At 66.4% G+C, this 12,784-nt stretch carries 10 protein-coding genes and 2 pseudogenes; 5 read left to right on the top strand and 7 right to left on the bottom strand.

What is annotated here, in order from left to right; all coding sequences use genetic code 11:
- Nucleotides 1-124: 124 nt before the first annotated feature.
- From Q4C89_RS02970 to Q4C89_RS02945, 7 genes and pseudogenes are all read right to left on the bottom strand, one after another.
- Nucleotides 125-1,051, bottom strand: a pseudogene (locus tag Q4C89_RS02970) (glycosyltransferase family 2 protein); the annotation flags it as partial.
- Nucleotides 1,052-1,162: 111 nt separating this feature from the next.
- Nucleotides 1,163-1,540, bottom strand: a pseudogene (locus tag Q4C89_RS15125) (1-acyl-sn-glycerol-3-phosphate acyltransferase); the annotation flags it as partial.
- 43 nt (nt 1,541-1,583) lie between these two features.
- Nucleotides 1,584-2,522, bottom strand: a complete 939-nt coding sequence (locus Q4C89_RS02965) for a carotenoid biosynthesis protein (protein ID WP_303101115.1) — start codon at nt 2,520-2,522, stop codon at nt 1,584-1,586.
- Between the two features lie 217 nt (nt 2,523-2,739).
- On the bottom strand, nt 2,740-4,275 hold the full coding sequence (locus Q4C89_RS02960; protein WP_303101114.1) for an NAD(P)/FAD-dependent oxidoreductase: 1,536 nt from the start codon (nt 4,273-4,275) through the stop codon (nt 2,740-2,742).
- Nucleotides 4,276-4,447: 172 nt separating this feature from the next.
- A complete protein-coding gene (locus tag Q4C89_RS02955) occupies nt 4,448-6,127 on the bottom strand; it encodes an FAD-binding protein (RefSeq protein ID WP_303101113.1) in 1,680 nt (559 codons plus the stop codon).
- 102 nt (nt 6,128-6,229) lie between these two features.
- Nucleotides 6,230-7,999 (bottom strand): ABC transporter ATP-binding protein, encoded by a 1,770-nt coding sequence (locus Q4C89_RS02950; RefSeq protein ID WP_303101112.1) that lies wholly within the window; start codon nt 7,997-7,999, stop codon nt 6,230-6,232.
- 156 nt (nt 8,000-8,155) lie between these two features.
- On the bottom strand, nt 8,156-9,910 hold the full coding sequence (locus tag Q4C89_RS02945; RefSeq protein ID WP_303101111.1) for an ABC transporter ATP-binding protein: 1,755 nt from the start codon (nt 9,908-9,910) through the stop codon (nt 8,156-8,158).
- Nucleotides 9,911-10,070: 160 nt separating this feature from the next.
- On the opposite strand from Q4C89_RS02945, the gene rpsF reads away from it, so the two are divergent.
- The 5 genes from rpsF (at nt 10,071) to Q4C89_RS02920 (ending at nt 12,713) form a co-directional block, all read left to right on the top strand.
- Nucleotides 10,071-10,379: a 30S ribosomal protein S6 gene (rpsF, locus tag Q4C89_RS02940; RefSeq protein ID WP_303101110.1), complete on the top strand. Its 309-nt coding sequence runs from the start codon at nt 10,071-10,073 to the stop codon at nt 10,377-10,379.
- Between the two features lie 113 nt (nt 10,380-10,492).
- A complete protein-coding gene (locus Q4C89_RS02935; protein WP_303101109.1) occupies nt 10,493-11,407 on the top strand; it encodes a single-stranded DNA-binding protein in 915 nt (304 codons plus the stop codon).
- 93 nt (nt 11,408-11,500) lie between these two features.
- On the top strand, nt 11,501-11,779 hold the full coding sequence (rpsR, locus tag Q4C89_RS02930) for a 30S ribosomal protein S18 (protein WP_010886749.1): 279 nt from the start codon (nt 11,501-11,503) through the stop codon (nt 11,777-11,779).
- Between the two features lie 12 nt (nt 11,780-11,791).
- Nucleotides 11,792-12,232 (top strand): 50S ribosomal protein L9, encoded by a 441-nt coding sequence (gene rplI, locus Q4C89_RS02925; protein WP_303101108.1) that lies wholly within the window; start codon nt 11,792-11,794, stop codon nt 12,230-12,232.
- A 118-nt stretch (nt 12,233-12,350) separates the two neighbouring features.
- Entirely contained in the window at nt 12,351-12,713 is a 363-nt protein-coding gene (locus tag Q4C89_RS02920; RefSeq protein WP_303101107.1) for a hypothetical protein, read from the top strand.
- The last annotated feature ends 71 nt before the right edge of the window (nt 12,714-12,784 follow it).

Raw genomic sequence — 12,784 nt, 5'->3', positions numbered from 1 at the left:
TTCACGCGAGGATTTGGACAAAGGCGACGACAGGTCACCGGCGGAAAACGTCATGAGCCCAGCATAGCGGGGCGGTCCGGGGCAGGGGGCAGGCACCGGGTCCGGCGCACTCCTGGCGGTACTGCTACTGGCGATACTGGCGCCCCTTCCAGCTCACCTGCCGCCGCAGGGCCCGGCGGTAGACCGGCAGCATCAGCAGCGGCGTGAGCGGCCCGAGCAGGCCCTCGGCGAGGTCGGCGGGGCGACGGCGCCCGGCAATCAGGTTGGTGACGAGACGCTCGGCCACGCTCGCCAGCCGCAGCCGCCGCGCTCCCGGCACGGGCGCGAGCCAGGGCACCGTGTAGCTGGCGAGCAGGACAACGAACGACAGCGCCAGCAGCGCCCGGTTGCCGCCGTGCACGGCGAGCAGGTTCTTGCCGAAACCCTGCACCGAATCGGGATACGAGCGGTACATCCGCACGCTGATGCACTCCTGCCCCAGCGCGAGCGAGAGGGTGCCCCCGGCCCGGCGCAGCCGCTGAGCGAAACGGACATCTTCCAGCACCTCGCCGCGCACCGCTGCGTGCCCGCCAAAACGCCAGTAGGACGCCCGGCGAAAGGCCATCACCTGCCCGTTGGCGGCGCTGGCGGCGGGGACAGGAAACCGCAGCAGCGGCAGCGGAAACAGGGCGATCAGGGGCAGCTCGGCCAGGGGGGTGAGCAGCCGCTCGCCGGGGGTGACGTTGCGCTGGCGCGGCCAGACGCTGAGCAGGTCGGCCTGCGAGCGCTGAAGCTGCGCCAGGACCGCGCCCAGGGCGCCGGGATGCCAGGTGACGTCGGCATCGGTGAAAATCAACACGTCGCCGCTGGCGGCCTGCGCGAGCTGCTGGCAGGCCCAGGTTTTGCCCACCCAACCGGGCGGCAGCGGTTCGCCGGTCAGCACCCGCGCCCCGAGGTGCCGCGCGACCCCGGCGGTGCCGTCGCGTGAGCCGTCGTCCAGCACCAGCACCTCTGCCGCGCCCTGGGCCAGCAGGCCGGGCAGATTGTGCCGCAGGTCGGCGTCCAGCCGGGCCACCGTCTGGGCGAGGGCCCTCGGCAGCCCGTCAGAAGGAGTCGCCTCCCCGAACCGCACGAACCCTTCGGGCTTCTGCGTCCCGCGCACCAGCACCCGCAGGCCGACGGGAACGAGGGGCACGCCCGCCTGCCGCGCGGTCCACGCCGCGCCGGGGTGCAGGGGTCCGGGCGGGCCGGGGGGTTGCAACGCGCCTTCTGGGAAAACCACGACCCAGCCGCCGCTCCGGGCATGGCGCACGGCGGCGCGGACTTCTCCGGTGCCTATGGCCCCTGCCCGCCGCAGAAAGGGAAAGCGGGCGAGTTGCCGCTCGGTCATCATCACCCGGCAGTCCTGCCCGAGTTGCCAAGCGAGTTCGGCCAGCAGGTAGCCGTCCCACCACGACTGGTGGTTGGGGGCCAGCACCGCGCCGCCGGGCGGCAAAGGCCCGGTCACGAACACCCCGGCGAGGTCGGTGCGCAGGCTGCGGCGAATGCTGCCGCGTACCATGCCGCCTGCCCAGTCCCACCCGGCTGTCCACTTGTCTGCCCGCCTAGCCGCCACGCCGCACCGCCCGCGCCAGCAGCGCCCCCAGCACCATCGCCGCGAGGGTGACCGCCGCTTCCTTCAGCCGCCCGACGAGCACCAGCCCCCCCGGCAGAAAAAACGCCTCGGTAAAGTAAGCCAGCGAAAACGACGGCGAGAAGCCCTTTACCCTCTGCTCTCTCCCCTCAGCAAACAAGTCAGGTGCCAGTCGCGTAAAACCCCAGGCAATCAGCGTGCCCACTGCCCACCAACCCAGGAAATTCTGCACGGGTGCGCCGGCCCACAGCGGCTGCGGGTCGCTCCACAACCAGTAGCGCTGCGCGGTCATCAGCGGTTCCAGGCCCACGTCCCAGAGCATGATGAGCAGCCCCGCCAGCCAGGGCCGCCCGCCCGAGAGCAGCAGCCCCGCCAGGGTGAAGGCGAACCAGCCGAGCGGCACCATGAGCGGCACCGTCAGGACGGTGGGCGGCGGCGACGTGGCGTAGGAGTACTGTCCGAAAGGAATGCCGGTTCGACTGCCCAGCACCTCCACCCCCAGTCCGGTCAGGCAGGCGAACAGCGCCATCGCCCCTGCCCGCGCCCAGCCCACCCGCTCCGCCGCGAAACTCAGGGCCGAGGCGAACAGGGCCGCCGTGCTGAGCAGGCCCAGCAGGGGAAAGCCTTCAGGCCACAGCGGAACCGGGATTTTGAGGGCCACCGAGAGCGCCAGCCACCACAGCCAGGGCCGCATGAAGTGCAGCAGCGCCCGCCAGCGCCCCCGCAGAGTGCCGCTAAAATTCGCGCTCAGCGCGTCGCCTGCCAGGGCAAGCAAGAGCGACAGCGGCAGCCCCAGCACAATCAGGAACCAGCCGAGGCCCATGCCACCGGTCACCACCAGCGCCCCTAAAAAGGCGAGGCCGAGCGCGGCAAAGGCGAGGCCCCAACGGAGGAGTTGGGGGGGAATCAAAGTAGTCCCGCTCTGAGAGAAGTTGGAGGGCTGAAAGGTCTAAGGTATGCGTCAGAGGAGAAGCTGGTCTGGACGCCCCCCCTCCCCAGCCCTCCCCCACGAGGGGAGAGGGAGCCAAAAGCCTTTCGGCCTGCCCAATTCGTCGCATCTGCCAACGGCCCAGAAGGCCCTGCTCCGTTCCCAGGGGTTGGTAAGAAAGCCAGTCCTTCTAGCGGCCTCACTTCCAGCGCCTCCGGGTCAGGTCTTTGACGATGACCCGCGCCGCGTTGCGCCCGCTCGCGCCCATGATTCCGCCGCCGGGGTGGGTGCTCGCGCCCGTCAGGTACAGCCCCGCCACACCGGGCCAGCGGTACTGGCTCGCCTTCATCCAGGGACGGAAAGAGAACATCTGGTCGAAGGACATTTCCAGGTGCATAACGTTGCCCCGGTGCAGGCCGAGGTGGTCGTGGAGCCACTGCGGGGTCTGCACCAGTTCGCCCACGATGGTGTCGCGGGTACCGGGCGCGTAGTGCTCGAAGGCGCGCAGGATGTTTTCCCGCGCCTCGGCGGTGCGCGTTTCCCAACTGCCCGACGCCAGCTCGAAGGGGTAGTACTGCGCCCACAGCCACAGCACGTCGCCGTGTGGGGGGGCCAGCGAGTCGTCCACCGCGCTGAAACTCATGGCGACCAGCGGCGGGTCGGTGGTGGGCTGCCCCGCCAGATATTCGCCGTAGCCCTGCATAATCTGACGCTCGTTTTTGACCAGCAGGCCCAGTCCCATGCGGCTGTCCGGTTCGGTGTGGTGGCGGTACTTGACCTTTTCACTCAGGGCGAGGCGCAAAATCATGCCGAAGCCGTTGCCCACGCGCACATTCTTGGCGGCGGCGGGCACATATTCGGCAGGCAGTGCGCCAGCGGTGGTCAAAATGTGTGTGCCTGACACAACGGCGCGGGCGGTGTACGTTTCGCCATTCTCTAGCCGGATACCCTGCGCCTTGCCGTCCCGGATCAGAATTTCCTTGACGGGCGCGTTGGTGAAGACCTCGCCGCCCTCGGCCTCAATCGCTCGGCGGAGCGCTTTGGTCAGGCCGCCGCTGCCGCCTTTGGGCCGCGCCACGCCGCCCTCGTGGTACAGCGGATGCCACAGCAAAAACGGGGCGCTGAGGGGGTCGCTCGGTGGGGGGCCGCTCTGGGCCGCCATCCACACCAGCGGCGCACGCACCCGCTCGTCGCTGAAATATTCCTTCGCCACGTCGCCGTAGGGCCGCAGGATGCGCGGCAATTGCTCCATCCAGTCACGACCCTGCCCGCTGCTGACCACCATCTTGCCCATGTCCAGCGGTCCCGGCGCGGCGTTGAACAGGTCAGCCACCGAGCGGGCGAACGGCGTCCAGTCGTCCAGAAACCGCCCGTACGCCTCGCCCTGCCCCGGAAATTTCTCGTCCAGTTCGCGGATGGTTCGGGCGGGGTCGCGGTGGATGAACCAGGGCGTTTCACCGTCCGAGCAGTGGAACATGGGGTCGACTTCGAGGTAGTGCAGCCCGTGGCGCGTCAGTTCCAGTTCGCGCACGATGGGCGTCATCCGAATCAGGATGTGGGCGCTGCCGCCGTAGTCGAAGCGGTAGCCGGGCACCAGTTCCTCGGTGCTGACCGCCCCGCCGACCAGAGGCCGCCGCTCGAAGACCCCCACCTTCAGCCCTGCTTTGGCTGCGTAAGCCGCCGTCACCAGCGCGTTGTGGCCCGCGCCCATCACCAACAGGTCGTAATCCGGCATTTGAGGTCAGTCTGGCACGGCGGCGGCGGGACAGAGGGTGGGGGCGGGTACGCTCCTTTCTGCACCCGTGTGCCGAGGCCACTTTTGAACAGAGCTTTCCTCTCTGCCGACCGTATTCGCGGGATGTCGAGGATTTGGAGTCGTCCCCCGCACAGCAGTGCTGCCCTCTCCGTCAGCGGGCGGCACTTTGTAGAGGCTGACCGCCCAGCATGTGCTGCACCGCCGCGTAGCCGAAGGCCATGCTCGGGCCGATGGTCGCTCCGGGGCCGGGGTAGGTTTCGCCCATCACAGCGCTGGCACAGTTGCCCGTCGCGTACAGTCCTGCGATAGGTTGCCCGTTTTCACGGAGCACCCGCGCCCATTCGTCGGTCAGCACGCCGCCTTTGGTGCCGATGTCGCCTGGATACACCCGCGTGGCGTAAAAGGGAGGCGTCAGGATTTCTTCCAGGTTGGGATTCGGCAGCGAAGGGTCGCCGTAGTAGCGGTCATAGGCGCTCTGACCGCGTCCAAAGTCCACATCGACTCCAGCGCGGGCAAGGGCGTTGAAACGGCGAACCGTCGCTTCGAGCGCAGCGGGCGCCATGTTCATGAGGCGCGCCAGTTCGGAAAGGGTGTCGGCCCTCAGCACGTCGCCGCTCTCCAGCCACTCTTTCGGAAACGGCTGCCCAGGAAACAAGCCACCGAAGATGTAGCGGTCTTTGATTTTCCGGTCCATCACCAGCCAGGACGGAACTGTGCGGGCCTCCGGGCGGTCACTGGCATACATGCGGTCTACGAATTCGTGATAGGGCAATGCCTCGTTGAGATAGCGCTCGCCCACGCTGTTGACGATGATCATGCCCGGCTGCGCCCGTTCGGCGACGAGGAAAGCTGGCTGACCGCCCAGCATCGCCGTGGGTGCGCCCCACACCCGCTCCATCAGGTCTAGCGCCGCGCCCAGACGCAGGCACTCCCCGAGAATGTCCCCGGACTGACCTTCAGGAGCAGACGACCACTCGGCCTGGGTGGGCTGGGGCAGATACCGCTCGCGCTTTGGCTGCGACTGCGAGAAGCCGCCAGCCGCCAGCAGCACACCGCGCCGCGCCCGAATCTGGCGCTCCTGTCCATCGGGGCCACGAACGGTCACTCCGCTCACCCGGTCACCCTCGGTCAGCAGGCGCACGAAGGCGGTATCGGTGTACACGTCCTCCATGCCCCCCAAGTCTTTCAACGAGGCCAGCAGCCGCCCGACCAGCGCCTGCCCCAGTGCCGAGAGCTTCTTGCCGCTCAGCATGCTGATTACCGTCTCCACACCCATCTTGAGCGCGGCAACTTTCCCGCTCCAAGTGCGGGTCAGCATGTTCACGTCGTGAAAGACCGTGCCTCCGACAGCAAAGCCCTTGGTGTCCATGTTGGGGGGGCGCAGGCGCTTTGCCGTTTCGCCCAGCAGGTTGAGGTCAAAAAGCAGCGGTTCCACCGAGCGGCCCTGCGGCTTGCCGCCCGGACGTTCGGGGTAGTAGTCCGAGTAGCCCGGCATATGTGAAAAGCGCATGTGGCGGGTGCGGTCATGAAACAGCTGCATCATGGCTTGCCCATGCTCGACGTACGCCCGCAGCCTCTCAGGAGCCACGCGGTTGCCGACGGTGGCCTGCAAGTAGGCCCAGATGTCGTGCGCCGAGTCCTTTACTCCCGCTTCGCGCAGAAAGACGTTGTCTGGGATCCACACGCCCCCACCAGAAAGAGCCGTGGCACCGCCCAGCAGGGGGGTCTTTTCTATGACCAGTGCCGAGCTTCCTCCCAGTCGGGCAGTGATGGCTGCGGCGAGAGCGCCGCCGCCGGAGCCTACGATAATCACGTCATACTCGCTGTTCATGCTGTCCTCCCTCCTGTCCTTGCGTGTGCGGGGCAAAACGTGAGCAACCCTTCCCTGGCCTATCATGCTGCAAAAGCTTCGACAGAAGGTCAGGGGCTCCGCTCAATCCTCCTCCGCCCACAGCGCCCGCATCTCCGTGCTCGTGTCCAGCAACTGCTCAAGCGTGCCTTCTGCCGTCACCCGCCCGCCTTCCATCACCAGAATGCGGTGGGCGCGGGTCAGGGCGGCGCGGCGGTGCGAGACGACCAGACAGGTGGCGTCCATTTCGGAAAAGAGGCCGTCCCACAACTCGGCTTCGGTGCGGGCGTCCAGGGCGCTGGACACGTCGTCGAAGACCAGCAGGTCGGCCTGTTGCGCCAGCATCCGCGCCACGGCGGTGCGCTGAACCTGCCCGCCCGAGAGCTTGACGCCGCGTGCGCCGACCTGGGTCTGCTCGGCGGCGGGAAGCTGCGCCAGGTCGCTTTCCAGTCGCGCCAGCCGCACCGCCAGCGGGAGGCGGCCCGCGTCCTCGCCGCTCAGCACGTTGTCGTGCAGCGAGTCGGAAAATAGGTTGGGCAACTGCGCCGTGTACGCGCTGCGCGGCGGCACGAAGAAGGTGGCCGGGTCGTCCACTTCCACGCCGTTCCAGAAAATCTGTCCACCATCACGCGGAAGCAGGCCCAGCAGGGCGCGCAGGAGGGTGCTTTTGCCGCTGCCGATGCGCCCCGTGACCACCACGAATTCGCCGCGCTGGAGGGTGAAACTCACGTCGTGGACGCCGCTTCCGTCGGGATGGTGGGCACTGAGGTGCTGTACCCGCAGTTCACGCAGAGGCTCAGCACTGGGGCGGGTCGGCAGGGCGGGCAAGTCGCCGCGCAGGTGAATGTCGCGGTGCTGCACGGCTTCGTCCTGCGGAGCGTCCACCAGCAGGCGGTTCATGCGCTCGAAGCTGACGCCCGTGCGACGGTGGCGGGCAATCGCGTCCCCAAAGAAGCCCATGCTGCCTGTCAGCCTCGGCAACAGCCCGATAAACAGGACAAAATCCTGCACGCTCAGCGCTTCGCCGCGCACGCGGTTGGCCCCCAGCAGCAGCACCAGCCCCACGGCGATATTGACCATGTTGGTGTTGACGCCGCGAATCAGTTCGGTCAGCAGCACGTCCCGCAGCGCCGCCTGCTTGCGCGTTTCGCCCAGCGCTTGGAGGTGCGCGACCATCCGCCCCTCGCGCCCCGCCAGCTTGACGGCGCTCACGGCCCCAAACGTTTCCCCGATAAAGTCGGTCACGCGGGCGGTGGCCTCACGCATGCGGCGGCGATAACTGCGGATGGTGGGCGAAAGCCGCTGCACGAAGGCGATCATCAGCAGCAAGGGCGCACAGACCAGCAGTGTGATCAGCGGGTCCACACGGGCCATCAGCGTGACGGCGACCAGGGTGTAGACCAGAAAACCCGCACCGTCCACCCAGACCTCGGTGTAGCCCGCCACGTCGTCCACGTCGTCACGGAAGCGGCTGACGGCCTCGGCGGGCGTATCGGGCAGGCGGCGCGACCCCCTGGCGGTCAGCAGGTAGCCCAGCAGGTTGCGCCTGACCAGCGCGTCCAGCGTGTACCACAGCTCTATCCAGACCCGAAACGCCGCGTAGAACACCCCGAAGCGGCCCAGCCGCACCAGCGCGAACCAGCCCAACGCGACCCAGGCGGCGGCAATGGCGCTGGGCACGGCTTTTTCGGCGTCTTCCAAATGTCCGAAGAGGCCGCTGACCGCCAACGTCAGCAGCGCAGGCGAGGCGTGAACCGCGCCCCACAGCAGCAGATTGACCCCGAACAGCGCGGGATTGTAGGCAAACAGGCGTTTGGCGAGGGTAAAGGTTGGAGTTGCGGGGGTCGTGGTCATGGGGTTCCTTTGGGGGAGAAGGCGGATGGCGGATGGCGGTGGAAAGACCCCTCACCCCTGCCTGTGGCAGGCCCTCTCCCCCTGGTAGAGGGTCGTTTTTCCCCTCGCCCTTGGGGAGAGGGGCCTTGCGAGAGCAAGGGGGTGAGGGGTCTTCTCTCACGCCAGCACCGCTTCCGCCTCCCGTCCTGCCCGCAGAAGCTGCGCGTAGTGGCTCTGAGGATTTCGGGCCAGTTCCGCCCGCGTGCCGTCTTCCAAAATCTCGCCTGCGCCCAGCACCAGAATTCGGTCGGCGCGGGCCACCGTATCTAGGCGGTGGGCAATCACGATGGCCGTGCGGCCCGACAGCAGGCGGGTCATGGCGGCGGTGAGTTGCGCTTCGGTGGCGGGGTCGAGGCGGCTGCTCGGCTCATCCAGGATGATGACGGCGGGGTCTTGCAGCATCACCCGTGCAAAGGCCAGCAGTTGCGCCTGCCCCGCGCTGAGGCTGCCTGCTGGGAGTGGGGTGCGAACGCCCCTAGGCAGCCGCGAGAGCCACTCGCTCAGGCCCACTTCCGCCAGAGCCGCCTCCACCCGCTCGTCACTCACCGAATCGTCAAAAAAGCTGAGGTTGTCGCGCACGCTGGCCTGAAACAGCTGTACGTCCTGCGTGACCACCGCCACCCGTGAGCGCAGGCTGGCAAGCGTCACGTCCCGCGTGTCCACCCCCCCCAGCCGCACCGCGCCCGTCGTGGGGTCGTAGAGGCGCGAAATCAGGCGGGTCAGGGTCGTTTTGCCGCTCCCCGTGCGCCCCAGCAGCCCCAGCATTTGCCCGGCGGGAAGCACGAAGTCCACCCCGCGCAGCACAGGCGCACCCTCCGTGCCGCCGTAGCTGAAGCCCACATCCTTAAAGCGCACGTCCAGCGGGCCAGCAGGCAACGCCTGGCGGCCTTCGGGCAACTGCGTTTTCAGCGCCAGCAACTCGCCCACTCTTTCCAGACTCGCGCCCGCCTTTTGCAAGTCCTGAAGCTGGTTGGAAAGCTGGTCAATCGGTTCTTCCACCATCGTCATGTACTGGTAGAGGGCAAAGGCCGTACCCAGCGTAATCAGGCCCGCCGCGTACAGCCCCACCGCCGAGGCCAGCAGCGCGACATACCCGATGGCAAACAAAATCATGCTGAGTTGCCACACTCGCGCCCGCCGCTGCCACGACAGCACCGACTTGTGGAAAAAGTCGCGCTGCACCGCCAGAAAACCGCGCAGGTGGTACGGCCCCGCGCCCAGCGAACGCACGTCGTCCAGGCCCGTCAGCCGCTCCTCGACATACCCGAACAGCTTGGCGCTCGCCTCGCGTTCCTGGCGGGTCGGCTCCACGCCGCTTTTGCGAATGCGGTTCATGGCTGCCAGCGTCAGAAAGACGAAGAAGGTGATGCCCAGCCCCACCCGCCAGTCGGTGCGCCAGAACATCACCACTGCGCCCGTGAGCAGCAGCGCCGCCCCGAAGACCCGCACGGCGAACTGCGAAAAAAAGTTGCTGAGGGCCGTCACGTCGCCGTCTATGCGCTCGATCATCTCGCCGGGGGTGCGTTCCTTGTGTTCGTGCATGTCCAGCGAGAGCAGATGCGCCATCAGGTCGGCCCGCAGTCGGTTCGTCGCCTGCCAGCCGACCCGCGCCCCCAGATAAGTGGCGGCGGCGTTGAGCAGTTGTACGCCCACCGCCAGCAGGATGTAACTCAGGGCCAGCCGCGCCAGCAGGCCAGGGTCGGCCCCCGCGCCCAGTTTGGCGTTGTCCACGAAGCGCGAAAGCAGTTGCGGCAGGCTGAGGTTCAGGCCCGTGCCGACGATCAGCAGGGCCGCCAGCAGGAACACCGCGCCCCTCAGTGGCCCCAGGTAGGTGCGTAAAACAGAAAGGGTAGAAGAACTGGGGGCCGCCATGTGTTCAGGCTAGGGGGCGGGAGCGGGCCGGGGCTATAGGCCAGATGGCGGAGAAAGGGACGCGCCCCTCATCCTCACGGCCTGAAAATCTGATACCCTACTCAATTGTGCTGCCCTGACTTTGGGCGCATCAATCCCTACACCAAAAAGGAGGTGAACCATGAACCAGTACGACCTGAACCTCATCCTGAACCCCAACCTCAGCGCCGAGCAAGTGCAGATTGAGAAGGAGTACATCGAGAACGCCGTCAAGAACGCAGGCGCTGAAATCAGCAACCTCGACGACCTCGGCAACCGCCGCCTCGCCTACCAAGTGGGCAAGGACCGCGAAGGCTACTACCTGATGTACACCATCAAGGCTTCGGGCAACCCTGAAAAGGACATTGCCACCAGCCTGCGCCTGCGCGATCACGTCCGCCGCGTTCTGGTGGTCAAAGACCGCCCGGAGTGGAAGACCAAGAAAGCCTGATTTATGTCATTGACATAATGCAGGATTGTTGTTAGTCTCTTGTTACCCCGTTAAGGGCCGTCCACTTACGTTATCGAATCTAGTTATTTCGCCAGCTACACAAGGAGATTCTTATGGCCCGAGGCATGAACCACGTCTTTCTGATTGGCGCACTCGCCCGTGACCCCGAACTGCGGTACACCGGAAGCGGTCTGGCTGTGTTTGAAGCCACCATCGCCGGAGAAGACCGTGTGGTCGGCAACGACGGACGCGAGCGCAACATTCCCTGGTACCACCGTGTCAGCATTCTCGGCAAACCCGCCGAGTGGCAATCCGAGCGCGGCCTCAAGGCTGGCGACGCGGTTTTGGTGGAAGGCGCTCTGGAATACCGCCAATGGGAAGCCCCCGAAGGCGGCAAACGCAGCGCCGTGAACGTCAAGGCCCTCCGTATGGAGCAGCTCGGCACCCAGCCCGAACTGATTCAGGATGCAGGCGGCGGCGTTCGCATGAGTGGAGCCATGAACGAAGTCATGGTGGTGGGCAACATCACCCGTGACCCCGAACTGCGCTACACCCAAACCGGAGACGCTGTGCTGAGCCTCAGCATGGCCGTCAACGAAAACTACCAGGATCGGCAGGGCCAGCGGCAGGAAAAGGTGCATTACATCGATTCCACGCTCTGGCGCGAACTGGCCGAAGCCATGAAAGACCTGCGCAAAGGTGACCCTGTGCTGCTCGTGGGCCGACTGGTCAATGAGTCGTGGCAGGACAAAGACGGCAACAAGCGCAACAGCACAAGAATAGAGGCGACGCGAGTCGAAGCCCTTGCCCGAGGCGCGGCCCCAGGACAATCCACCGGGTACGCCGCAGCCACCCCCGCCGCACCTCGCCCGCAGACCGCGAGCAGTTCGGCGCGCCCGCAGCAGAGCGGCTATGGCAACACCAGCCAGCCTGCCCGCGCCGCGAACACGGGGAGCCGTTCGGGGGGCCTAGATATTGACCAAGGTCTCGACGACTTCCCACCCGAGGAAGACGACCTGCCCTTTTGAGCAGGAAGGGTCTGAGCGTCTGAGGCAGGGGGCCGCCACCGGCCTTTCTCCCAGACCTTGGACCCCAGGCGCACCAAGCGCCGAGGAACTCCCATGACCCAGCAAGGTAACAGCGGCGAACGCAAGCCGCGCGGGAAAGGCCCCAAGCGCCCCCGCAAGCCGAAGGTTGATCCTTTCTCCATCGGAGAACTGGAAATCACCGATTACAAAGACGTGAAGATGCTGCGCCGTTTTGTCTCCGACACCGGCAAGATTCTTCCCCGCCGCCGCACTGGCCTCTCGGCCAAGCACCAGCGCCGCATCGCGCAGACCATCAAGGTCGCGCGTCAGCTCGCGCTGCTGCCCTACACCGAGAAGCTGGTTCGGAAATAAGGAGTCCTTGACATGCAAGTGATTCTTCTGGAACCCAGCCGCCTGGGCAAGACCGGCGACGTGGTGAATGTCAAGGACGGCTACGCCCGCAACTGGCTGATTCCCCAGGGCAAGGCCGTCTCGGCCACCCGCACCAACATGAAGACCCTCGAAGCGCAGCTGCGTTCCATCCAGAAGCGCCAGGAGCAGGAAAAGGCCGTGGCCGAAGACCTCGCCAGCCGCCTGAACGGGGTTGCCGTGGAACTGAGCGTTCGCGCTGGTGAAGGCAAAATCTACGGCGCCGTCACCCACCAAGACGTGGCCGACAGCCTCGATAAGCTCGGTTTCGACGTGGACAAGCGCAAGATCGACATGCCGAAGACCGTCAAGGAAATCGGCGAGTACGACATCGCCTACCGTGCCCACCCCGAAGTCACCATCCCCATGAAGCTCGTGGTTCACGCCGCGAAGTAAACCCTTCAGGGAAAGCCTCCCCGCCCATCGTGGCGGGGTTTTTCTTTGCCACCGTCAGAGAAAGGTGCCTTGGTTTACCTTTCATGTTCTGACCTGCTGGCGAGCGCAAGCTGTGGGCATGAGCGAAAAAGACAAGAGCATCTTCGAAAACATCGCCGAAGCCGCCAAAGCGGGCGTGGACAGCCTCGCTGACCGTGCCCGTGCCGTGGGCCATGACATCGCCGCCAAAGTGGGCAACGAAGCCGACAACGCCAAAGACCGCGCCGAAGCCGAAGACGCCCGCACCCGCGCCGAGCAGCACGGAGCCGAGTATCGCCGCGAAATGGACGCCGCCAACAGCGACCTGGTAAGCGGTCTGGGCCAGGCCAAGGCCAAGGCCGACCAGGCCGCCGCCGACGTGAAAGACAAGGCCCAGGAAGCCGCGCAGGAAGTCAAGGCCGACGTGAAGGCCGTAGAGCGCGAAGCCGACCGCCACAGCTGAGCCGACCGCTGGCCCGCAAATCCGCCTTCCTTGGGGGCGGATTTTTTTGGGCTTTCCCCTCGGGGCGCGGT

The sequence above is a fragment of the Deinococcus sp. genome (assembly GCF_030523985.1).
Classification (GTDB): Bacteria; Deinococcota; Deinococci; order Deinococcales; family Deinococcaceae; genus Deinococcus.
The sequence above is the reverse complement of the archived record's forward strand: the minus strand, read 5'-3'. Positions and strand labels throughout refer to the sequence as shown.